Genomic DNA, 22,569 nt, shown 5'->3' with positions numbered 1-22,569 from the left:
CGCAGTGCACATACGAAGACCGCCCCTCGCCACGGCCCTGAGCGCGGCCCTGCTCAGCACCGGAATACTCCCCGCGCACGCCTCCGGCGCCACCGGACCCCGGTTCATACGGGAGGGCTCGGTCGGCGCCGCCGACCTGCTCGCCAGGGTGAAGACCTGCCGGCAGATCTCCAACGGCAAGTACCGCAAGGACGCGGGCGCTTCGGCCACGGTCCCGGTGTGTGGCAAGAACGGGGCGGTGTTCTGGAAGGCCGACATGGACATCGACTGTGACGGCCAGCGCACCACCCACTGCAACGAAAATATCGACCCCTGGTTCCAGAACGACACGGCCTTCCACCAGTCCGACGGCCGGCCGCTCAAGTCCGAGTCGCTGCCGTACGTCGTGGTCCCGAGCGCGAGCAGCATCTGGAACTACGCCGGAGCCGGCATCCGCGGCGGCAGCGTGGTGGCGGTGATCCACGCCGGCAGGGTCGAGTACGCGGTCGTCGGCGACGCCGGCCCCTCGGAGATCATCGGTGAGGCCTCGTACGCCACTGCCAAGGCCCTCGGCATCAACCCGGACCCGGTCACCGGCGGCGTGCACTCCGGCGTGACCTACATCCTGTTCAAGAACTCCCGGGCATCGCCGATCGAGAGCCACGGCGCGGCGGTCGCGCTCGGCGAGCGGCTGGCGAGGCAGTTCATCGCCGCCAACTGAGCGAGGAGGGCGGGCGGGCGCAGTTGGGCCGGCCGAGCGGTCGTACGACGACGGTGTTGACGTCGACTCCCTTCGGCTGCCGGAGCGCCCACAGCACCGAGTCGGCGATCTGGTCGGCGGTCAGCAGACGTCCCGGCGGGAGGCCGCCGTTCTCGTCCCAGAACGGCGTCTCCACCCGGCCGGGCGCGATCAGGGTCACCCCCACGCCCCATTCGGTGACCTGGCGGCGGGTGTTCTCGGCGAGCGCGGTGACCGCCCTCCCCCACCCTCGGCTTCGCTCGAGCGGGCGGTACCCCCATGGTCGCCCCGTAGAGGTTTCCGGGCGTGGGCACGAACCCGGCGACACTGCCGACCAGCACGATCCGCCCCCGGGTCTCCTTCAGGGCGCCGATGGCGGCGCGGACCAGCAGCGCGGGACCGAGCACATTGGTCAGCACCATCTCCCGCCAGCCGGCCGGGGCGCCCTCGGCGACCGTGTCGTGGCCCGGCGTTGGCGACGACCGCGTCGAGCCGGCCGAACTCCTTCACGGTGCTCTCCACGGCGGCCCGCACCTGGCCGTACTCGGCGGTGTCCCCCGCGATCGTCAACAGCCCTTCGGGACGGCCCAGTCCGTCGGCGAAGTCACGGAGGCGCCGCTCACCGCGCCCGGTGACGGCCACCCGGTGCCCGGCGCCGAGCAGCTGCCGGGCGACGGCGGCGCCGATGCCGGAGCCGCCGCCGGTGATGAGCGTGACAGGAGAGTCGGTCATGGTTGCCCCCTACGTGTCGGTGGACGCAGGGGAGTCCATCACTTGGAGCGCTCTTGAAGTCAACCGCCGTGCCCGTCCGGCTCAGCCGGTCCGCACCCCCGTGTGCACCGTGTACGCCTTGAGCACGAAGAGGTCGCTCCTGCGGTGCACGCTCGCCTCGTCCTCGGGGTCGAGGAGCCGGTCGAGGGTGGCACGGTCCTCGTCGTCGATGCCGCTCTCCAGGGACTCGCGGAGCCGGTTCAGTTCGGCGGCGACATAGGCGCGCGCCGGGTCGGAGACCGGGGCGGGCAGGTCCAGCAGGAAGCTGCGGGTACCGCTGGGCTTCAGGCCCGCGGAGGCCAGCAGCGCCGGCCAGTCCTCGGTCTCGGCGACCGAGCCCGGCAGCTCGGCCCGCATACGCGCGAACCAGTCCTCCAGCACCACGTCGAGACGGGCCTGGAGGCCGGGCCGGCCGATGCCGAGGTCGCGGGGCAGGAACCGGGCGGGCAGGCCGCCCTCCAGCAGGGCGAGCGTGCCGCCGGGCGCCAGCCGCTCGGCGAAGGCGGCGAGGGCGGCCCGCTGGTCGCCCAGGTGGTGCAGGCTGTTGCCGGCCCACAGCACATCCGCCGGGTACTCCAACTCATGCAGCACGCCGGGGAGTTCACCGGCGAGGGTGCCGAGGCGATCGGCCAGGCCGAGGCGGGCGGCGCGGGCCCGGGCCCGCTCCAGCAGCGGCTCGGAGCCGTCCACTGCGACGACCCGCGCGCCCGGGAACGCCTCGGCGAAGAGGCAGGAGATCACACCCGGCCCGCTGCCGGCGTCGACGATCAGGCCGGGCTCGGGCGCCTTCTCCCCCAGCCACGCCATGACCTTCCCGTACAGGGGCGCGAACAGCTCCGCCTGGGCTTCGAGCAGCGGAGCCATGACGGCCCAGTCGATGTCGGTGTGACCGTGGCCGTGGTGGTCGTGCCGGCCGGGGTGGGCCCCCTCGTGGCCGTGGTGTCCGTGGGGTGCGTGCGCCATGCTGATCAGCCTCTCTTGTCCGGTGCGGCCAGCCTGCGCCGACGCACCGGGAGAGGGCCACTCCTGTTGCCGAGGCGGCAAAACGGCCGGGGGGCACATGCCCCCCGGCCGCGGGGAGGAGCCGTTCGCCGCCCGCCGGGGCCGCCCGGCAGGGCCGGCCCCGGCGGATCGCCTCAGATCACGGCAGTGCCGGGTACGCGTTCTTCATCAGCTCCTGGAACTGGGCGGAGAACCAGTGCCCGGAGACCGGAGCGTTCGGCAGCGCGCCCGACATGCTGTTGCCGTTGCGGGCGTTGCCGCCGTAGGTCGGGTCGCACATGCGGTCGAAGCCCTTGCCCTCGTCGTTCGGGATGGCCGAGCTGGAACCGTCGGACTCCCCCGGGGGCTTCATCCACACATAGGCGTCGATGCCGGCGGCCGGCGCCGCCTTCGGACGCTCGCCGAGACCGGCGCCCGCCTGGTTGCACCAGTTGCCCGTGTTGAGGCGCCGGTCGTAGCGCCCGCCGTCGACGTAGGTGTCCACGCTGGTCTTGGCGCCCGGGCCGGCCGGACGGGCCGATCCGCCCCAGCCGTTCCTGGAGGTGTCGATCAGCATGCCGATGTTGGAGTTGAAGCCGACCGAGACGAGCTTCTGGCGGAAGGCCTGCGCGAAGGACAGCTCGTCGACGTACTGGTTCCAGTCCACCCACTTGGACTGGCGTACCGACACGCCGTTCACCTGGTCGTTGATCGTGAAGTTGTTCTCCTTCAGCGCGCTGTAGTTGGCGGTGTTGGTGATGAAGCCGGTCACGTCGTTGACGGACGCGCCCTCACTGGTGGCCGCCTGCTTGAAGATGTCGGCCGACGGGCCGAAGTTGTCGTCCCAGCCGATCCAGCCGTGGTGCCCGGCGTCGATGTAGTTGTAGACGTTCGGGATCTTGCCGAGCTTGGCGAGCGCGTAGCCGACACCCTTGACGTAGTTGCCGTTGGCCTTCATGGTGTCGCACTGCGGTGTGGCGGTAGCGCGGCTGCCGGTGTTGGTGACCAGGTTCGGCAGCGAGTCGATCTCGATGGTGGTCACGATCCGCAGCGAGGAGTACTTGGCGTCGCCGAGGATGGCCGCGATCGGATCGATGAACTGGGTCTTGTACTTGTCGATCTCCGTCGGGCCGAGCTCGCCGTTGGAGGCGAGTGCCGCGCAGTCGCGTCCCGGCAGGTCGTAGACGACGACCTGGATGACCTCTTCGCCGCTGCCCTTCTGCTTCAGGGCCTCGTCCAGGTGGGCGCGCAGGCCCATGCCGCCGTTCACGCCGTTGATCGCGGCGATGCGGTCGAGCCAGACGCCGGTGGGCTGGTTGGAGACGCGGGTGCCGCCCGGCTCCGCGGCGGCCTTCGCGGACCACTCCGGGTTCACGTACACCTTGGCGCCGGTGTACGGGTTGTCGACGCGGCTTCCGCCACCGGGGTCACCACCGCCACCGGGGTCACCGCCACCGCTGTCGACGTTGCAGGTGACACCGTCGAGGGTGAAGGCGGCCGGGATCGCGTTGGTGCCGCTGTAGGTGCCCTGGAAGCCGAAGTTGACGGAACCGCCCGTGGGGAGGCTGCCGTTGTAGCTCTCGTTGGCCGCGGTGACGTTGGCACCGCTCTGGCTGATCTTCGCGTTCCAGCCGCTGGTGACCTTCTGGTTGCCGGCGTAGGTCCACTTCAGCGACCAACTCGACTTGGCGGCGCCGTTGTTCTTGACGGTGACATCAGCGGTGAAGCCGCTGTCCCACTGGTTGACCTTGTAGTCGACGGTACAGGGGACGGCGGCGCTGGCGGGAGCGGCGGTCAGCGCCGCCCCTGTGGCGCCGGCCACCAGGGCCATGGCGGCGAGTATCGATGTTCTGGTGCGGCTCATGAGTGCGAAGTGCTCCTTCTTTCGAACGTGACTTGCGGACAGGGGACGTGCGGCCTTTCGGAAGGGGACATGCCGACTCGGAGTTGTGGACTGGAAGTTGCGGTCTCGGACGTGCAGGAAGGGGCTCAGGGGCTGAGGGCGCGCAGGTGGTCGCGCAGCCCGGCGCCGAACGCCGTGGGCGTACCGTCGTAGGCGGAGATCAGGGACGGCCCGGAGGAGCAGTCCCAGGTGTTCCAGGTCCAGCCCAGGTAGGACAGGCCACGGTCGTCGAACCACTTCATGACCTGGTCGATGAATCCGTGCGAGCAGGTGTTCTCGCCGATCTCCCCGGCCACCAGCGGCACCTGGGCCGCGACCGGGGCGAGGGTGGAGTTCCAGCAGCTCGCGCTGGAGCAGGTGTTGAAGTTGTAGACGTGGTAGGAGGCACCCAGATTGCCGGTCGGGTCGCTGGGCCGGTAGGTGAGCCACTGCCCGAGGTCGTTGGAGTACGCGAGACCGCCGGCGAGGATGACGTTCTTGGCCCCGGCACCGCGGATCGCGTCGACGAGGCTCTGCATGCCGGCGACCGGGTATCCGATGCCCGGACAGGTGCCGCCGTCGCGCCAGCACTTCCAGGCGTCGGTGAGACTGGAGGTCGCCCGGTCCGGATAGGGCTCGTTGAACAGGTCGAAGACGACGGCCTGGTCACCCTTGAAGGTACTGGCGACCGAGGACCAGAACGACGGGGTGTACTGGGCGTCTGGCATCGGCTTCTGGCAGGTGGCGTGGATGCCGGAGCAGCCCGCCGAGTTGCCGGTGTACTGGCCGTAGGTCCAGTGCAGTTCGACGATCGGGGTCATTCCGTGCGCCTCGACCCGGGCCACCAACTCCTTGACGGCGCTGATGTAGTTGGCGCCCGCGTACTGCGGTTTGATGTTGGAAAGACCCAGCCAGCACTCCTCGTTGAGGGGGATACGGACGGCGTTCGCCTTCCAGTCGGCGATCGCCTTGATCGCGGCGTCGTCCACGGGGCCGTCCCAGATGCCGTAGCCCTGGACGCACATGAACTCGCCGCCGGAGCGGTTGACTCCGAGCAGCCGGCGGTTTTTCCCGGCGGCGTCGACGAGCTTGCTGCCGGAGACGTGCAGGGCGGGCGCCTTGCCGTCACCGGTCGGCGGCGGATCCGTCGGAGGTGTGGACGGCTCCGAGTCGACGTTGCAGGTGGTGCCGTTGAGCTTGAACGCCGTCGGCACGGGATTGCTCCCCGACTTGGAGCCGAGGAAACCCGCGCTGACACTCGCGCCGGTGCCGAGCGAACCGTTGTAGCTCTCGTTGGCGGCGGTCACCGTCGTACCGGACTGGGACCACTTCGCGTTCCAGCCCTGGGTGACCTTCTGACCGCCCGCGAAGCCGAAGGTCAGACTCCAGCCGCTCAGCGGAGCCTGGTTGTTGGTTATCTTCACGTCGCCCTGGAAGCCGGCGTCCCACTGATTGGTGACGGTGTACTCCACCGTGCACGCGGGTGCGGCTCCGTGCGCCGTGACCGCCGGCACGACCACGCTCCCGACGAGCGCGACCGCACCGGCGATGGCTAAAAGGACTGAACGCGGGGGGTGTCGCATGAGCGACTCCTTGCAGCTCTGGCGCGCCGTGACGGCCGCGTCGACTGATGGAATCGCTCCCACTGGTTCGAGTGAAGGTAGCGACAAGTGACGGCAAAGGACAGAGGGTGTGCGAACTTTTGTCGAACTTCCTCAACTCAGCACCTTTTAAAGGAGGTTGAACGGCGTCGAATCTTTTCGACTCTTCAAGGACCTTGACCCCCTGGACACCCGTCCGCACTATGGGAGCGCTCCCACTGGTTCACGGCTTGACGCTCCTCCCCCACCTCCCCCGAGCCGCAAGGAGGAACCAGCACATGCATCCCCGACGCGGACGCCGCGGCGTGCGGCGGCTATGGACCGCCATCGTGGCGGCCCTCGCCCTTCCGCTCACCATGCTGTCGACGGGGTCGACCACCGCGCACGCGGCGGCCCTGCAGTGCAGCGTGGACTACAAGACCAACGACTGGGGCTCCGGCTTCACCGCGGACCTGACCATCACCAACCGCGGTGCGGACGCCATCAACGGCTGGACCCTGACCTACGGCTACTCGGGCAACCAGAAGCTCAGCAACGGCTGGAACGGCATCTGGTCGCAGTCCGGCCAGACGATCACCGTGAAGAACGAGTCGTACAACGGGACGATCGCCGCCAAAAGCGCCGTGAGCACTGGTGCCCAGTTCAGCTACAGCGGCACCAACACCGCGCCGACGAGCTTCGCGATCAACGGCACCACCTGCGCCGGCGCGCACCAGCCCCCGGTGACGGTGCTGACCAGCCCGGCCGCGGGCGCGGTCTACACCCAGGGCGCCGCGGTACCGCTCGCGGCGACCGCGGCGGCGGCCGACAACGCGAGCATCAGCAAGGTCGAGTTCTACGACGACACGACCCTGCTGGGCACGGACACGAGCGCGCCGTACTCGCTCTCGGTCTCCAACTTGGCCGTGGGCAGTCATTCCCTGGTGGCGAAGGCGTACGACACCCTCGGCGCGTCCGCGGAGTCCACGCCGGTCGGCATCACGGTCTCCTCGGGTCCCGCCGTGGTGGCCTCGCCCACCCAACTGGGCGTTCAGCAGGGCAAGTCGGGGACCTTCGACGTCAAGTTGTCGAACCAGCCCAGCTCCAACGTGACGGTCGGCGTGTCCCGCACGTCCGGCAACACGGGCCTGTCCGTGACCGGCGGCTCCTCGCTCACCTTCACCCCGGCCAACTGGAACACCGCGCAGAAGGTGACCGTCACCGCGGACTCCTCGGGCACCGGCTCGGCGGTCTTCACGGCCTCGGCCACCGGCTACACCAAGGCCACGGTCACCGTGACGGAGCTGGCCGCCTCGAAGGCGTACGACGCCCGCTTCCTGGACCTGTACGGGAAGATCACCAACCCGGCGAACGGCTACTTCTCCCCCGACGGCGTCCCCTACCACTCGGTGGAGACGCTGATCGTGGAGGCGCCCGACCACGGCCACGAGACCACGTCGGAGGCGTACAGCTACCTGCTGTGGCTCCAGGCCATGTACGGCAAGGTGACGGGCGACTGGTCCAAGTTCAACGGCGCCTGGTCGATCATGGAGAAGTACATGATCCCCACCCACGCCGACCAGCCGACCAACTCCTTCTACACCGCCTCCAAGCCGGCGACGTACGCGCCCGAGCTGGACACGCCCAACCAGTACCCGGCCCGGCTCGACTCCGGGGTGTCGGTGGGTCCTGACCCGATCGCGTCCGAGCTGAAGTCCGCGTACGGCACGGACGACATCTACGGCATGCACTGGATCGAGGACGTCGACAACGTCTACGGCTACGGCAACACACCGGGCGGTCAGTGCGAGGCCGGACCCACGGCCAAGGGACCGTCGTACATCAACACCTTCCAGCGCGGCGCCGAGGAGTCGGTCTGGGAGACGGTGCCGCAGACCACCTGCGACGCCTTCAAGTACGGCGGCAAGAACGGCTATCTGGACCTGTTCACCGGTGACGACTCCTACGCCAAGCAGTGGAAGTACACCGACGCCCCCGACGCCGACGCGCGCGCCGTCCAGGCCGCGTACTGGGCCAATCTGTGGGCCAAGGCGCAGGGCAAGGGGTCCGATGTGTCGGCCACCGTCGCCAAGGCGGCGAAGATGGGCGACTACCTGCGGTACTCGATGTACGACAAGTACTTCAAGAAGATCGGCAACTGCACCGGGCCCTCCTCCTGCCCCGCCGGTACCGGCAAGGACGCCTCGCACTACCTGCTCTCCTGGTACTACGCCTGGGGCGGGGCGACCGACACCTCGGCGGGCTGGGCCTGGCGCATCGGCTCCAGCCACGTCCACGGCGGCTACCAGAACCCGCTCGCCGCGTACGCGCTGAGCAGCAACGCCGACCTGAAGCCCAAGTCGGCGACGGGCGCGGCGGACTGGAGCAAGTCGCTCCAGCGGCAGCTGGAGTTCTACCGGTGGCTCCAGTCCTCCGAGGGCGCCATCGCGGGCGGCGCGACCAACAGCTGGCAGGGCCGTTACGCCACCCCGCCGGCCGGCACGCCGACCTTCTACGGCATGTACTACGACTGGCAGCCGGTCTACCACGACCCGCCGTCCAACCAGTGGTTCGGCTTCCAGGCCTGGTCGATGGAGCGGGTCGCCGAGTACTACCAGCAGACGGGTGACGCCGCCGCGAAGACGGTGCTCGACAAGTGGGTCAAGTGGGCGTTGTCCAAGACCACGGTCAACCCCAACGGCACCTTCCAGATCCCCTCCACGCTCCAGTGGTCGGGCCAGCCGGACACCTGGAACGCCTCCTCCCCCGGCTCCAACAGCGGGCTGCACGTCACCGTCGCCGACTACACCAACGACGTCGGTGTGGCCGCCGCGTACGCCAAGACCCTGACGTACTACGCCGCCAGGTCCGGGGACGCGCAGGCCAAGTCGACGGCGAAGGCGCTGCTGGACGGCATGTGGAGCAACAACCAGGACAGCCTGGGCATCGCCGTCCCGGAGACCCGCACCGACTACAGCCGCTTCGGCGACAAGGTGTACGTACCGAGCGGCTGGACCGGCACGATGCCGAACGGCGACAAGATCGACTCCTCGTCGACCTTCGCCTCGATCCGTTCCTTCTACAAGAACGACCCGGCCTGGTCGAAGATCGAGTCCTACCTCAAGGGCGGCGCGGCCCCGGTCTTCACCTACCACCGGTTCTGGGCGCAGGCGGACATCGCGCTCGCCATGGGTTCGTACGCGGAGCTCCTCGAATAAGTCCCCGCTGAACGCTCCGTGTACCGGGGCCCGTCATCCGCCGACGGGACCCCGACCGGGCGGCTCCCTCACAGGGGGAGCCGCCCGGTCGTCACGTCCTTCCCGCTCCTGCCTCCTGGCAGCTTTCCCCCTTCCTCCCTCCCTTACTTCCTTCCTCCTGCCCTCCGTCGAGAGGAGCCCCACCGTGCGAAGAACCTCCCGCACCGGCCGTGTCCTCACGGCCGTGTTCGCACTCGCCGCCGGACTGCTTGCCGGCGCCCCGTCCGCGGCGGCCCGGCCCGCCGCACCGGCCGCGGTCGCGGCGGACACGTACACCTGGAAGAACGCCCGCGTCGACGGGGGCGGCTTCGTCCCGGGCATCGTCTTCAACCGCAGTGAGAAGAACCTGGTCTACGCCCGCACCGACATCGGCGGCGCCTACCGCTGGCAGCAGTCGACGAAGACCTGGACCCCGCTGCTGGACTCCGTCGGCTGGGACGACTGGGGCCACACCGGCGTCGTCTCCCTCGCCTCCGACTCCGCCGCCCCCGACCGGGTGTACGCGGCCGTCGGCACGTACACCAACAGCTGGGACCCGGGCAACGGCGCCGTGCTGCGCTCCACCGACCGGGGCGCGAGCTGGAAGAAGACCGACCTGCCGTTCAAGCTCGGCGGGAACATGCCGGGCCGCGGGATGGGCGAGCGGCTGGCGGTCGACCCGAACAAGAACAGCGTGCTGTACCTGGGCGCGCCCAGCGGCAAGGGCCTGTGGCGGTCGACGGACTCGGGGGCGACCTGGTCGCGGGTCACCAGCTTCACCAACCCGGGCAACTACGCGCAGGACCCGAGCGACACGTCCGGCTACGCCAGTGACAACCAGGGCGTCGTCTGGGTCACCTTCGACGAGTCCACCGGCACCCCGGGCAACGCGACGAAGACCGTCTACGCCGGGGTCGCCGACAAGGACAACGCGGTGTACCGCTCGACGGACGCGGGCGCGACCTGGCAGCGGCTGCCGGGGCAGCCGACCGGGTACCTGGCCCACAAGGGCGTACTGGACGCGAAGAACGGCTACCTGTACCTCGCCTACAGCGACACGGGCGGACCGTACGATGGCGGCAAGGGCCAGTTGTGGCGGTACGCGACCGCGACCGGCACCTGGACGAACATCAGCCCGGTCGCGGTGGCCGACACCTACTACGGCTTCAGCGGTCTCACGCTCGACCGGCAGCACCCGGGCACGGTGATGGCGACGGCCTACAGCTCCTGGTGGCCGGACACGCAGATCTTCCGCTCCACCGACAGCGGCGCGACCTGGACACAGGCCTGGGACTACACGTCGTACCCGAACCGCTCCAACCGCTACACCATGGACGTGTCGTCCACGCCCTGGCTGACCTTCGGCGCCAACCCCTCACCGCCCGAACAGACCCCGAAACTGGGCTGGATGACGGAGTCGCTGGAGATCGACCCGTTCGACTCCAACCGGATGATGTACGGCACGGGCGCGACGATCTACGGCACCGAGAACCTCACCCGGTGGGACGACGGCGGCCAGTTCACCGTGCGCCCGATGGTGCAGGGCCTGGAGGAGACCGCGGTGAACGACCTGGCGTCGCCGCCCTCCGGAGCGCCGCTGCTCAGCGCGCTGGGCGACATCGGCGGCTTCCGGCACACGGATCTGGCGAAGGTCCCGTCGATGATGTTCACCTCCCCCACCTTCACCACGAGCACCAGTCTGGACTTCGCCGAGACGAACCCGAACACGGTGGTGCGGGTGGGCGACACCGACTCGGGCGCGCACATCGGGTTCTCGACCGACAACGGCGCCAACTGGTTCGCCGGCACCGACCCGTCGGGCGTGAGCGGCGGCGGGACGGTCGCGGCCGCCGCGGACGGCAGCCGGTTCGTGTGGAGCCCGGCGGGCACGGGCGTGCGGTACACGACGGGCTTCGGGTCCTCGTGGTCGGCGTCGGCCGGGATCCCGGCGGGCGCCGTCGTGGAGTCGGACCGGGTGGATCCGAAGACCTTCTACGGCTTCAAGTCCGGCAAGTTCTACGTGAGTCCGGACGGCGGCGCCACCTTCGCCGCCTCGTCGGCCACGGGACTGCCCAGCGGTGACAATGTGCGCTTCAAGGCGCTGCCGGGCACGAAGGGCGACATCTGGCTGGCGGGCGGCGCGAGCGACGGCGCGTACGGGCTGTGGCACTCCACCAACGGGGGCGCGTCCTTCACCAAGCTGGCGGGCATCGAGCAGGCCGACACCATCGGCTTCGGCAAGGCGGCGAGCGGCGCCTCGTACCAGACGCTGTACACGAGCGCGAAGATCGGCGGGGTGCGGGGCATCTTCCGCTCCACCGACAAGGGCGCGAGCTGGACCCGGATCAACGACGACGCCCACCAGTGGGGTTGGACCGGCGCGGCGATCACGGGCGACCCCCGGGTCTACGGCCGCGTGTACGTCTCCACCAACGGCCGCGGCGTGATCTCCGGCGACGCCTCCGGCACCGGCGGCGGGGACACGGGCGGCGGGGACTCGGGCGGCGGCACGACACCGCCGGCCGGCCCCTGCGCGGTGACGTACAAGGTCACCAACCAGTGGACCGACGGCTTCCAGGCCGACGTCCAGCTGACCAACACCGGTTCCACGGCCTGGAACGGCTGGTCGCTCACCTGGTCCTTCCCGAACGGGCAGAAGGTGACCCAGCTGTGGAACGCCGACTACTCCCAGTCGGGCGCGTCGGTGACGGCACGGAACGTGAGCTGGAACGGCACCGTGGCGGCCGGTTCCTCGGTGGGCTTCGGCTTCACGGGGAGCTGGTCGGGGACCAACGGCAGACCGGCCACCTTCACGGTCGGCGGCCAGGCCTGCATGGTCTCCTGACGGGGGGAGGGGCGCGTGCCGGACGCGGCACGCGCCCCTTCGTCCGGCTCGGCGGCTCGCCGCCCCTTGCTTCCCCTCGCGGAAGCTCCTCTTTGCTCCCCCTTGCTCCTCTACTCCTCTGCTCCTCTCTCCTCCTTGCGGAACGCCCGCAGGGTGAAGACCGGGTCCGGGCGGCGGCGGTCCTGGTCGGGCAGGGCCGCCAGCCGCGTGGCGAAGGCCTGGGCGAGGGATTCGCCCGGCGGCAGCGTGACGAACCAGCCGCGGCGCAGGTCGGCGATGGTGCTGCGGGGGCTGCGGCCCTGGTCGCGGCCCGGGAAGAGGGCCTGCCCGGCCGGGACCAGGCCGTGCGCGGCGGCGTACTCGCCGACGAGGCCGGCGTCGTCGCGGGCCGGGCGGCGGGGCCGGGAGGCGAGTACGGCGTCGATGTCGCTGCCGACGTTGTGCGCGGCGGCCTTGTCGACCGTGGTCACGTACACCCCGCCGGGCCGGAGCACCCGGGCGCACTCGGCGACGATCGCCCGCGCGTCCTCGGGGCCGGGCGCCAGGTGCAGCAGCCACACGCTGGTGACGGCGTCGAACCGACCCTCGGGGAAGGGCAGGCTGCGGCTGTCGGCGAGCACGACGGCACCGGGCAGGCGTGCCCCGGCATGCCGGGCCATCGTGGGCGCCCGGTCGACTCCGGTCACCCGCAGACCGGCGCGGGCGGCGGCGAGGCGGCGGGTCACGATGCCGGTGCCGCAGCCCACGTCGAGCAGTTCGCGCGTCTGCCGCGGCACGAGGCCGAGGACGGCCTCCGCCGCGGCCTCCGCTCTCGGTTCGCCGCCGCGCGAGGCGTCGTAGCGCTCGGCTTCCTCGTCGTAGTCCAGCACGCGGATCCCCCCACCCCGCCCCGGCGGCGGCTCAGCTCGCCCCGTGTCCCGGTGCGAGGTCCTGCACCCGGCGGGCGAGTTCGAAGTCCTTCTCGGTGACGGCGCCGCCCGCGCTGTGGGTGTTCACGCTGAGCGAGACCGTGTTGTAGCCCAGGGTCAGGTCGGAGTGGTGGTTGAGCTCCTCCTGCACCTGGGCGATGTGCACGACCATCGCCGTCGCCGCGAAGTGCGAGCCGAGCCGGAAGGAGCGGGTGAGGCGGTCCCCGTCGACGGACCAGCCGGGCAGTTCGGCCAGCCGGTCCTCGATCTCCTTGTGCGACAGCGGTGCGACGGGCATGGGGCCGGCTCCCTTCCTGGACCTCTCCTGGACCTCGCGTTCCTGTTCAGCCTGCCACAGGAGGGCCGCCGCGTCCCGGGCCGGAACGGGCCCCGGCTCAGCGGGCCACGCACTCGGCCGCGAGGTCGTCCGCCAGGGCGGCGATCCTGGCACGGCCCTCGACGTGTTCCACCCAGGTGTGCGGCAGACCGTGGTCGCCGTGCCGGGCGCCGAGGATGTTTCCGCAGAGGGAGCCGGTGGAGTCGCTGTCACCCGAGTGGTTGACGGCGAGCAGCAGGGCGTCCTCGACGCGCGGGGCGGCCAGGGCGCTGTAGACGCCGATGGCGAGGGCCTCCTCGGCGACCCATCCGGCGCCGAGCCGCTGAAGCCTCTCGGGCGTCGGAGTGCCCTGTCCGGCCAGGTCGAGGGCCTGCTCCAGGGCGGCACTGGTCTCCTCGTGCCCTGGATGGCGGGCGAGCAGCCGCAGCGCGCGCAGGACCGCGCCCTCGACGGAGTCCCCGGACACGAGGTACGCGACGATCACGGCGAGCGCGCCGGCCGCGTAGTAACCGGTGGGGTGGCCGTGGGTCGTCTGGGCGCAGCGGGCGGCCATGCCGAAGGCGGTGGCGGGGTCGGTGCGGGTCAGTCCGAAGGGCGCCGAGCGCATCACGGCGCCGCAGCCCTTGGAGTCGGAGTTGACCGGGCCGGGCGAGCCGAGTTCGGCCGCCGGATCGGGCACGAAGTCCTGGGACAGCCCGGACAGGCAGGCGTTTCCGGGGGCGCGGCGGGCGTACAGCCACCGCTCGGTGATCAGTCCGCCGCGCGGACCCTCGTAGGAGCCCCCGGCGGGCCCGGCCATCTCGCTGTCCTCGGGGCCCTGCCTGCGCTGGGTCTCCAGCCAGCGCTCGTAGGCCCAGCGCACCAGGCGGGGCCAGCCGCCGCCGATGCCCCGCAGCCGCTCGCGCTCGTGGGCCTGGCGCAGGCCCTCCACGGTGAACAGGGTCATCTGGGTGTCGTCGGTGATCCGGCCCACCGCGCCGTCCCCGTCGGGCACCAGGCCGGTCACGCCGCGCGGACCGTGCACGGCGCGGATCCGCTCCAGGGAGTCGAATTCGACCGGATAGCCGAGCGCGTCCCCGACGGCGCCGCCCAGCAGGCAGCCGCGCACTCTGGCGCGGTACACCGCCGTCGCCTCCCAGGACGGCTTCCACGGCTCGGTCATACGCCCCCTCCTCGACTACGGTCGTGCGTATGACCATTGTCGCGTCCGGCACCACCGCGTCCCCCACCGCCCCCGCAGCCCAGGGCGTGGGCCCGCTGCTGCGGTCCTGGCGGGAGCGGCGGCGGATCAGCCAGCTCGAACTGGCGCTGCGCGCCGACTCCTCGGCCCGGCACATCAGCTTCGTCGAGACCGGACGGTCCCGGCCTAGCGAGGAGATGGTGCTGCGGCTGGCGGAGCACCTGGAGGTACCGGTGCGGGAGCGCAACGCCCTGCTGCTGGCCGCCGGTTACGCCCCGAGGTACCGGCAGACCCCGCTGGACGACCCGGCGCTCGGCCCGCTGCGCGAGGGCCTGGAGCGGCTGATCCGGGGGTACGAGCCGTATCCGGCGCTGGTGGTCGACGCGAAGTACAACGTGGTGAGCGCGAATCGGGGCATCACGATGCTCCTGGAGGGCCTGCCGGAGCGGCTGCTCGCCCTGCCGCTGAACGCGATGCGGCTGACCCTGCACCCAGAGGGCCTGGCGCCGCGCATCCGCAATCTGCGCGAGTGGCGCGGGCACCTGCTCGCCCAGATGGAGCGGCAGGTCGCGCTGCACCGTTCGGCCGCGCTGCGCGAGCTGTACGAGGAGGTGGCGGCCTATCCGCTGCCGCGCAACGCGCCGGAGGAAGTGGCGGAGCCGCCCGCGCAGGTGCCGTACTTCGCGCTGCCGCTGCGGATCGAGCACGACGGGCGGGTGCTGTCGTTCGTCTCCTCCATCTCCACCTTCAACACGCCCATGGACGTGACGGTGGCGGAGCTGGCGATCGAGACGTTCCTGCCCGCCGATCCGGCCACCGTCGAGTACCTTCACTCGTCGTGGGCGGGAGAGAGCCGGGGTGCATGGCGTGAGTGAGCGGCGGGCGGCGCCCACCGTGGGACAGGTGGTGCTCGGCAAACGGCTTCAGGAACTCCGGGAGAAGGCCGGACTGGGACGCGAGGCGGCCGCGCGCGTCCTGCGGGTGGCCCCCGCGACGGTACGGCGGATGGAGACGGCCGAGGTCGCACTGAAGATCCCGTACGTGCAGATGCTGCTGAGCGCGTACGGGGTGGGCGACGAGGCCGCCGCCGCGTTCGTCGCGCTGGCCGAGGAGGCCAACGCGCCGGGCTGGTGGCAGCGGTTCCACGACGTGCTGCCGGAGTGGTTCAGCCTGTATGTGAGCCTGGAGGGCTCCGCCCGGCTGATCCGCTCCTACGAGCCGCACTTCGTACCGGGACTGCTCCAGACGGAGGACTATGCGCGGGCGGTGCTGGAGGCGGGGACGGTCGGGCAGCGCAGGCCGGACGCGGTCGAGCGGCACGTGTCGCTGCGGATGGCCCGGCAGCGGCTGCTGGAGCGGGCCGATCCGCCGCACCTGTGGGTGATCATCGACGAGACGGTGCTGCGGCGGCCGGTGAGCGACCGCCCCGAGGTGATGCGCGAGCAGCTGGACAAGCTGCTCCTCTACACCGAGCGGGACCGGGTGACGCTGCAGGTCGCCGAGTTCTCGCGGGGGCCGCACGCGGGGACGTACGCGCCGTTCTCGCTGTTCCGCTTCGCCGAGCCGGAGCTGCCCGACCTGGTCTACACCGAGTACCTGACCGGCGCCCTGTACCTGGATTCCCGCACGGAGATCTCCGCGCACCTCGAGGTCCTGGACCGTATGACGGCCGCCGCCGCCACCGCCGAGCAGACCCGCGAGCTGCTGCGGAAGTACCGCGAGAACCTGTGAGGCATGCCCGGCGGGCGAGCGACCTGTACCACTAGTGCCGCGGCAGGCAACGTTTGCCCGTGAAGGAGCGGCGTCCGGTGCGTGCTCTGGGGGTCCCCCCTGCTCGAAGAGCTTGGGGGAGTGCCGGCCGGAAGTCCTCGTACTGGACGTACTTGGGCTTTCGGCCGGTGCGGCGAGTGGGGGTCCCCCCTGCTCGAAGAGCTCGGGGGAGCGTGCCGGGCGTCGCGACGGGGCGAACGTTGCCTGTTGGGGCACTAGGCGGCTCCGCCCCTGGTGTCGCGTTCGTCGTCGACGATCTCCGCGTCCACCACCGTGTCCTCGTCGGGCGGTGCCGTCCGCGGTCCGGTGCTCTCCGTGCCGCTCTGCTGGGCCTGGGCGTACATCGCCTGACCCATCCGCTGGCTGACGGAGGCCAGTTTGTCGATGGCCGTGCGCAGCGCGGGGGTCTCCGCCTGCTGCTCCAGGAGGGCCTTCACCTCGGCGGCGGCGGCCTCGACCTCCGACTTGGTGTCGGCGGGCACGCGGTCGCCGTTGTCGCGAAGGAAGTTCTCCGTCTGGTAGACGAGCTGCTCGGCCTGGTTGCGGGTCTCGGCGGTCTCCCGGCGCTTGCGGTCCTCCTCGGCGTACTGCTCGGCCTCCCGCATCATGCGGTCGATGTCGTCCTTGGGCAGCGCCGAGCCGCCGGTCACGGTCATCTTCTGCTCGCGGCCCGTGGCGAGGTCCTTGGCCGAGACGTGCATGATCCCGTTGGCGTCGATGTCGAAGGCGACCTCGATCTGCGGCACCCCGCGCGGGGCGGGCGGCAGGCCGGTGAGGTCGAAGACGCCGAGCTTCTTGTTGTACGCGGCGATCTCACGTTCGCCCTGGTAGACCTGGATGCCGACCGAGGGCTGGTTGTCGGTGGCGGTGGTGAAGATCTCCGAACGCCGGGTCGGGATCGTGGTGTTGCGCTCGATGAGCTTGGTCATGATGCCGCCCTTGGTCTCGATGCCGAGGGACAGCGGGGTGACGTCGAGGAGGAGGACGTCCTTGACGTCGCCGCGGATCACGCCCGCCTGGAGGGCGGCGCCCACGGCCACCACCTCGTCGGGGTTGACGCCCTTGTGCGGGTCCTTGCCGGTCAGCTCCCGCACCAGGTCGGTCACGGCCGGCATCCGGGTGGAGCCGCCGACGAGGATCACGTGGTCGACGACCGAGAGCTTGATGCCCGCGTCCTTGACGGCCTGGTGGAAGGGCTTGCGGCAGCGGTCCAGCAGATCGGCGGTGAGCTCCTGGAACTGGGCCCGGGTCAGCTTCTCGTCCAGGTGCAGCGGGCCCTCGGCGGAAGCCGTGATGTAGGGCAGGTTGATCGTCGTCTCGGAGGACGACGACAGCTCGACCTTGGCCTTCTCGGCGGCCTCGCGCAGCCGCTGCAACGCCATCTTGTCGTTGCCGAGGTCGACGCCGTACTGGCCCTTGAACCGCTTGACCAGGTGCTCGACGATCCGCTGGTCCCAGTCGTCGCCGCCGAGGTGGGTGTCGCCGTTGGTGGCCTTGACCTCGATGACGCCGTCGCCGATCTCCAGCAGGGAGACGTCGAAGGTGCCGCCGCCGAGGTCGAAGACGAGCACGGTCTGCTCCTCGCCCCGGTCCAGTCCGTAGGCGAGCGCGGCGGCCGTCGGCTCGTTGATGATCCTCAGGACCTTCAGACCGGCGATCTCCCCGGCCTCCTTCGTCGCCTGCCGCTGGGCGTCGTCGAAGTACGCCGGTACGGTGATCACCGCGTCCGTGACGTCCTCGCCGAGGTACGCCTCCGCGTCCCGCTTCAGCTTCTGCAGGACGCGCGCGGACAGCTCCTGCGCCCGGTAGCGGGTTCCGTCGACGGAGCCCTGGTCCGGGAAGCGCCAGTTCGCGTCCCCCATGTGGCGCTTGACCGAGCGTGCGGTGCGCTCCACGTTCGTCACCGCCTGCCGCTTGGCCACCTCGCCGACGAGCACCTCGCCGTTCTTGGCGAACGCCACGACCGACGGCGTGGTGCGCGCGCCCTCGGCGTTGGCGACGACGGTGGGGTCGCCGCCTTCCAGCAGGGCCACCACCGAGTTCGTCGTCCCGAGATCGATCCCGACCGCACGTGCCATCTTCGTCCCCTTCCGGGCGCCTCCTGCTCTCCAGCACAAAACTTGAGTGCGCTGTTGTCAATGCCGCGTACCCGCCGGCTGCCGCTCTACCCGGGAACACCGATGCCGCGCCCGGGACGAGGGGCGCGGCATCGTCGGACGTGGCCTCGGCTCAGGCGAGCTTCGCGTCCAGGGTGATCGTCGTACCGGCCAGGGCCTGGCTGACCGGGCAGTTCTTCTTGGCTTCCTCGGCCGCGGCGACGAACGCGTCGTTGTCGATGCCGGGGACCGTGCCCTCGACGCTGAGGTGGATGCCTGTGATGCCCTCGCCCGGCTGGAAGGTGACGTCCGCCTTCGTCCGCAGGGTGGTGGGCGGGGTGCCGGCGCCGGCGAGGCCGTGCGACAGCGCCATGGAGAAGCAGCTCGAGTGGGCGGCTGCGATCAGCTCCTCGGGGCTGGTCTTCCCGTTCGCCTGCTCGGCGCGCGACGGCCACGACACCGGCTGCTGGCCGATGCCGGAGGAGTCGAAGGTGACGACGCCGTTGCCCTCGAGCAGGTTGCCTTCCCAGACGGTGTGAGCGGTGCGCGTGGTTGCCACGGTTGGTTCCATACCTTTCGCCAAGGTTCCCGTTGCCGGGGTTCCGTAACCGCCATCCGATCACATCCGCGCCATGCGCGACCACCGAACAGGCCGCGACCTGCCGTGGAAGGTGTGTGAATCGCCTGCCGGACGGCGGGAGGAGGCCCTACAGTCCGTTCCATGGTCGAACTCTTCCAAGTCCTCGGGGGAATCGCAGGATTTGGTGGGGTCGCTCTCGGCGTCCTGTACCTGCTCTACCGGGACCTCGTGCGCGACATCATCCGCAGGCGGATGTTCCGGACGCTCACGTCGGCGCAGGCGACCGCCCTGTTCGGAACCGTGGTCGTGCTCGCCTTCGCCGTGGCGATCCTCGGGATCTTCGCCACCCTCGCCGAAAGCACGGGTGTCCGGCAGTTCCTGGTCCTCGTGGGCATGCTGCTGCTGTTCCTGCTGGCGGTGCTGTTCCTCGCGGTGCGCCTGGTCACCGGTCCGGCGGCCCGCGCGAAGGCCGGCGGCGGTGCGGAGCGCAGGCTCACCACGGTGCGCCGGCACGTCGAGAGCGGGGAGGCCGACCAGGCGGAGCGCGCCCTGGAGGCATCCCGGCTGGACCGCGAGTCGTCCGTGTTCTGGTACTGGAAGGCCAGGATCGCGCTGGTCCGGTCCAACCTCGACGTGGCGTACGGATATGTCGAGGAGGCGCTGAAGCTGGACGGCCGGGACCCGTACGGCATCGCGCTGAAGATGGAGCTGCTTCTGCTGGCGGGCGACCCCGACCGGCGTGACCGGGCCGCGCGGCTGTCGGTGGAGAGCACCGGCTTGAACGCCGAACTCGACGCGTGGCTGCGCCAGTTGCGGGCCGAGGGAATGTTCGACGGTGGGGTACGCACCCGCACGGAGCTCGAGGCGCGGTGCCCGCTTCCCACCCGTACCACGGAGGATGTCCATGCGGAGTGAGCGGAGCAGGCACAGGGAGCAGCGGAAGGCGGTCCTCTTCCTCCCGTCGGCCACCGTCGCGGACGAGGGCGCGGGCGGTGGGTCGTGCGACGAGCCGGAGGAGGCGCTGCGGGAGGCACTGACCGCCGCGGCCAGGGCGGACCTGTTCCCGCTCTCTCCGCCGGCCCGTACGGCGGAGGAGGCCGACGCGCTCCTCGCCCGGCACCCGGACGCGGTGCTCCTGATCCACCCCGGCGGCCGGATCCAGCGCGACGCGCGCCCCCAACCGGGCGGCGCGCTGTGGCAACTCCTGCGCTGCGGAGCCGGACTGCGGCTGTGCGAACCGGCCACGGTGGCGGAGGCCGCTCTTCCGGAAGGCTCTTTGCACCCGGAGGGGGCCTCTCGTGTGGTGGGTGCCTCTCGTGTGGAGGGTGCCTCGTCGTCGGTGGGGGCGTCGTCCTCGGAGGAGTCGCCGCCCCCGCCGGGTGCCCCGCTTCCGGGCGGTTCGGCCGCGCCGGGGCCCATGGGCCCGGACGGCGAGGACCGGCTGGCACTGCTGGTGGTGGAGCTGCCCCGGGAGGGTGCTCCCGCCGCGGCCGGGCGGGCGGTACGCGCCGAGCGCGCGCCGCTGTGCCGGGACTTCGCGGCCCGCATCGGGCTGCCGGCCGGGCCGGTGCTCGGGGAGAGCGCCGAGGACTGGGCGGTGGAGCTACGAGGGGCCGTGCGCTGGAACCTGACGCTGACGGCGATCGTGCACCCCGGGATCACCCCGCCCGCCCCGGACAGTCCGGACGCCCCGCTGTGGGGATGGCTGCGGGCGGGTCGGGAGATCCGGTCGGCGTCCGCCCCGCGCGACGGGCGATTCTCCCTGCGGGGGTCGGGGGCGGCGTCCGAAGGGGACACCGTCTACATCGGCCGTCTGAGCGCTCCGCCTCCGGAGGAGGAGGACTGGCTCCTCCCCGCCTCACTCGACGGGGAGATCCAAGCGCGCACGCGGCACGCCGCGCAACCTCCGCCGGGTTCGCGCGGGCCCGCCGGGCCACCGCCGCCCGAGGACGAGGCCTACGAGGACTACGAAGCCGATGAGTTCCTCCGCCGTCGCGGCCCCCGCGACCCGGTCCCCGAATCCGCGGCCGCCGATCACCTCGGTGCCGCCGCGCGACGTCGCACCATCAGCTATGGCGCCCAGCCGCCCGGCCGTCGCCTGCCCCTGTTCCGCCGCACCGGCCGGCCCCTCCCCCACGACGGACTCTTCATCCGCCGCAACAGCGCCTTCGGCACCCGTTCCCCCCTCGGCGTGCGGGATCTCATCGAGCAGGGCGTGATCATCGGGCAGGAGCAGATCCGGTTCGACGACTTCGTGGCGGCCCGCACGGAGCAGGTGCCCGGTCCCCCGCCCGGCCGGGCCGTCGGCGTCAGCCACGGGCTGGCGGCCGCGCAGGGCGAGTTCAGGGCCGACGAGGCGACGACCCACTTCCTGGAGATCACCCTCAAGGCGGGCGAAGCACCCCCCGAGGACGCCCCCGCCGAGCCGCTTCCGGTGAACTTCGTCTTCGTCGTGGACACCAGCGGCTCGATGCACGGCGAGAAGCTCGACGGCGTCAAGGCGGCCCTGCAGACCCTCTACGACCGACTGCGGCCGACGGACTGCCTGGGCGTCATCACCTTCGAGCACCACGTCCGCACGGTGCTGCCCGCCACCGCCAAGCGGGAGCTGCCGCGCGAGCGCTTCGCCCAGGTGGTGGCCGGGCTGAGAGCCGGCGGCGGCACGGACATCAACCTCGGTGTGCAGTACGGCATCGACGAGATCGGCCGGAACGCCCTCGGCGGGGGCACGGTCAACTGCCTGTACCTCTTCTCCGACGGCGGCCCGACCTCCGGCGAACTGGACTGGGTCAGGATCCGCACGAACATCGCGGCCAAGCTCCGCGGCGACCTCACCGTGTCGTGCTTCGGCTTCGGCTCCGACGCCCGGATGCCCGAACTGGCGGCGCTGGCCGGGCTGGCCGGCGGTCACGCGACGTTCGTCACCCGGCCCGAGCAGGTGGGCACGGACCTGCTCGCCGACCTGAACCGGCGCGACCACCTGGCCGCCATCGACATCCAGCTCCGCCTCGACATCGCCCCCGACGTGGAGATCCGGCACCTGTACGGCCACGACCTGGTCACCGACCCGCGCGCCCGGGCGGCGGTGCTGCGGGAGGCGGCCCAGGCGGCCAAGCGCGCACAGCGGGACTACGGCGCCGAGGCCCTCCCGGACCTCATCACCGAGGAGACCGGCATCCGCATCTTCGCGCCCGACCTCGCGTTCGGGGAGACGTACTGGATCGTCCTCGAACTGACCGTGCCGCCGGGCCGCGAGCCGCACCCCCTGGGCACCGGGGCCGTGCAGTACGTCGACACCGTCACCCGCGAGGGGCACCGGCACGAACTCGGCCTGGCCGCGGACCTCACCCTCACCGAGGAGACCGTGGCCGTGCACGCCATGGGCCTGTGGACCAGCGAGGTCACCTTCCACGCCCTGGACGACCTGTACGACCGGGACCGCGACACGGCGACGAAGCGGCTGAAGCAGCACATCGAGGTGCTGCGGGCCGCGCACGGCCGGCTGCCGGCGCGGGAGTTCCGCGACGACCAGGTCACCCTGCAGAAGCTGATCACGCTGACCGGCTCGCTGGACACGGTGGTGTCGTTCAGCGACCGGCCGCACGGCCCGGGCGGCATGGCGCCCGCGGTCATGATGATGAGCGACTTCGGCCGGGTCCGGTCGGGCTTCTGGCCGCACTACTGA

General features: G+C 71.1%; 15 protein-coding genes and 1 pseudogene. 7 read left to right on the top strand and 9 right to left on the bottom strand.

The genetic code is table 11. The annotated features are described in order from the left end of the window. Window positions 1-10 precede the first annotated feature (10 nt). Window positions 11-700: a glycoside hydrolase family 75 protein gene (locus tag ABZ818_RS02750; protein WP_361410465.1), complete on the top strand. Its 690-nt coding sequence runs from the start codon at window positions 11-13 to the stop codon at window positions 698-700. On the opposite strand, the pseudogene ABZ818_RS02745 reads toward ABZ818_RS02750, so the two are convergent. From ABZ818_RS02745 to ABZ818_RS02730, 4 genes and pseudogenes are all read right to left on the bottom strand, one after another. Further along, window positions 684-1,450, bottom strand: a pseudogene (locus ABZ818_RS02745) (SDR family NAD(P)-dependent oxidoreductase). The gene ABZ818_RS02750 and the pseudogene ABZ818_RS02745 sit on opposite strands and share 17 nt — an antisense overlap. Before the next feature lie 81 nt (window positions 1,451-1,531). Beyond that, window positions 1,532-2,452 carry a class I SAM-dependent methyltransferase gene (locus ABZ818_RS02740; protein WP_361409729.1) on the bottom strand — a complete coding sequence of 307 codons (921 nt, stop codon included), beginning with the start codon at window positions 2,450-2,452 and terminating at the stop codon, window positions 1,532-1,534. 178 nt (window positions 2,453-2,630) lie between these two features. Further along, the gene (locus tag ABZ818_RS02735; protein ID WP_361409726.1) at window positions 2,631-4,334 is read right to left on the bottom strand and encodes a glycoside hydrolase family 6 protein; all 1,704 of its coding nucleotides are present in this window, start codon (window positions 4,332-4,334) and stop codon (window positions 2,631-2,633) included. A 125-nt stretch (window positions 4,335-4,459) separates the two neighbouring features. Further along, the gene (locus ABZ818_RS02730) at window positions 4,460-5,935 is read right to left on the bottom strand and encodes a cellulase family glycosylhydrolase (protein WP_361409723.1); all 1,476 of its coding nucleotides are present in this window, start codon (window positions 5,933-5,935) and stop codon (window positions 4,460-4,462) included. A 296-nt stretch (window positions 5,936-6,231) separates the two neighbouring features. Here ABZ818_RS02730 and ABZ818_RS02725 point away from each other — a divergent pair, with 296 nt between their 5' ends. Both ABZ818_RS02725 and ABZ818_RS02720 read left to right on the top strand, forming a co-directional pair. Then, the gene (locus ABZ818_RS02725; RefSeq protein ID WP_361409720.1) at window positions 6,232-9,150 is read left to right on the top strand and encodes a glycoside hydrolase family 48 protein; all 2,919 of its coding nucleotides are present in this window, start codon (window positions 6,232-6,234) and stop codon (window positions 9,148-9,150) included. Window positions 9,151-9,334: 184 nt separating this feature from the next. Next, on the top strand, window positions 9,335-12,013 hold the full coding sequence (locus ABZ818_RS02720; protein WP_361409717.1) for a cellulose binding domain-containing protein: 2,679 nt from the start codon (window positions 9,335-9,337) through the stop codon (window positions 12,011-12,013). A 110-nt stretch (window positions 12,014-12,123) separates the two neighbouring features. On the opposite strand, the gene ABZ818_RS02715 is transcribed toward ABZ818_RS02720, so the two are convergent. The 3 genes from ABZ818_RS02715 to ABZ818_RS02705 all read right to left on the bottom strand — a co-directional run bounded on the left by ABZ818_RS02715 (window position 12,124) and on the right by ABZ818_RS02705 (window position 14,420). After that, window positions 12,124-12,882, bottom strand: a complete 759-nt coding sequence (locus ABZ818_RS02715; RefSeq protein ID WP_361409714.1) for a class I SAM-dependent methyltransferase — start codon at window positions 12,880-12,882, stop codon at window positions 12,124-12,126. Between the two features lie 31 nt (window positions 12,883-12,913). Then, entirely contained in the window at window positions 12,914-13,219 is a 306-nt protein-coding gene (locus tag ABZ818_RS02710) for a 4a-hydroxytetrahydrobiopterin dehydratase (RefSeq protein WP_361409711.1), read from the bottom strand. Window positions 13,220-13,316: 97 nt separating this feature from the next. After that, window positions 13,317-14,420, bottom strand: coding sequence for an ADP-ribosylglycohydrolase family protein (locus ABZ818_RS02705; protein WP_361409708.1), 1,104 nt, complete (start codon window positions 14,418-14,420; stop codon window positions 13,317-13,319). 29 nt (window positions 14,421-14,449) lie between these two features. Here ABZ818_RS02705 and ABZ818_RS02700 point away from each other — a divergent pair, with 29 nt between their 5' ends. Next, window positions 14,450-15,313, top strand: coding sequence for a helix-turn-helix transcriptional regulator (locus ABZ818_RS02700; protein ID WP_361409705.1), 864 nt, complete (start codon window positions 14,450-14,452; stop codon window positions 15,311-15,313). After that, window positions 15,306-16,169: a helix-turn-helix transcriptional regulator gene (locus ABZ818_RS02695; protein WP_361409702.1), complete on the top strand. Its 864-nt coding sequence runs from the start codon at window positions 15,306-15,308 to the stop codon at window positions 16,167-16,169. Before ABZ818_RS02700 ends, ABZ818_RS02695 begins: the two co-directional genes overlap by 8 nt. A gap of 254 nt (window positions 16,170-16,423) precedes the next feature. On the opposite strand, the gene dnaK is transcribed toward ABZ818_RS02695, so the two are convergent. Together dnaK and ABZ818_RS02685 are read right to left on the bottom strand one after the other, a co-directional pair. Beyond that, a complete protein-coding gene (gene dnaK, locus ABZ818_RS02690) occupies window positions 16,424-18,286 on the bottom strand; it encodes a molecular chaperone DnaK (protein ID WP_361409699.1) in 1,863 nt (620 codons plus the stop codon). Window positions 18,287-18,437: 151 nt separating this feature from the next. Then, the gene (locus ABZ818_RS02685) at window positions 18,438-18,863 is read right to left on the bottom strand and encodes an OsmC family protein (protein ID WP_361409696.1); all 426 of its coding nucleotides are present in this window, start codon (window positions 18,861-18,863) and stop codon (window positions 18,438-18,440) included. 162 nt (window positions 18,864-19,025) lie between these two features. On the opposite strand from ABZ818_RS02685, the gene ABZ818_RS02680 reads away from it, so the two are divergent. Both ABZ818_RS02680 and ABZ818_RS02675 read left to right on the top strand, forming a co-directional pair. After that, window positions 19,026-19,799: a hypothetical protein gene (locus ABZ818_RS02680; protein ID WP_361409693.1), complete on the top strand. Its 774-nt coding sequence runs from the start codon at window positions 19,026-19,028 to the stop codon at window positions 19,797-19,799. Beyond that, window positions 19,789-22,569 (top strand): VWA domain-containing protein, encoded by a 2,781-nt coding sequence (locus ABZ818_RS02675; RefSeq protein ID WP_361409690.1) that lies wholly within the window; start codon window positions 19,789-19,791, stop codon window positions 22,567-22,569. Before ABZ818_RS02680 ends, ABZ818_RS02675 begins: the two co-directional genes overlap by 11 nt.

It is taken from the genome of Streptomyces sp. NPDC047453, assembly GCF_040643155.1.
Classification (GTDB): Bacteria; Actinomycetota; Actinomycetes; order Streptomycetales; family Streptomycetaceae; genus Streptomyces.
Note: the sequence above shows the minus strand (reverse complement) of the source record. Positions and strands in the feature narration are given on the sequence as shown.

Bases quoted from the DNA above. Each gene is read 5' to 3' on its own strand.
- ABZ818_RS02740 (WP_361409729.1), bottom strand. From the start codon at position 2,452: ATGGCGCACGCACCCCACGGACACCACGGCCACGAGGGGGCCCACCCC.
- ABZ818_RS02735 (WP_361409726.1), bottom strand. From the start codon at position 4,334: ATGAGCCGCACCAGAACATCGATACTCGCCGCCATGGCCCTGGTGGCC.
- ABZ818_RS02730 (WP_361409723.1), bottom strand. From the start codon at position 5,935: ATGCGACACCCCCCGCGTTCAGTCCTTTTAGCCATCGCCGGTGCGGTC.
- ABZ818_RS02725 (WP_361409720.1), top strand. From the start codon at position 6,232: ATGCATCCCCGACGCGGACGCCGCGGCGTGCGGCGGCTATGGACCGCC.
- ABZ818_RS02710 (WP_361409711.1), bottom strand. From the start codon at position 13,219: ATGCCCGTCGCACCGCTGTCGCACAAGGAGATCGAGGACCGGCTGGCC.
- ABZ818_RS02705 (WP_361409708.1), bottom strand. From the start codon at position 14,420: ATGACCGAGCCGTGGAAGCCGTCCTGGGAGGCGACGGCGGTGTACCGC.
- ABZ818_RS02700 (WP_361409705.1), top strand. From the start codon at position 14,450: ATGACCATTGTCGCGTCCGGCACCACCGCGTCCCCCACCGCCCCCGCA.
- dnaK (WP_361409699.1), bottom strand. From the start codon at position 18,286: ATGGCACGTGCGGTCGGGATCGATCTCGGGACGACGAACTCGGTGGTG.
- ABZ818_RS02680 (WP_361409693.1), top strand. From the start codon at position 19,026: ATGGTCGAACTCTTCCAAGTCCTCGGGGGAATCGCAGGATTTGGTGGG.
- ABZ818_RS02675 (WP_361409690.1), top strand. From the start codon at position 19,789: ATGCGGAGTGAGCGGAGCAGGCACAGGGAGCAGCGGAAGGCGGTCCTC.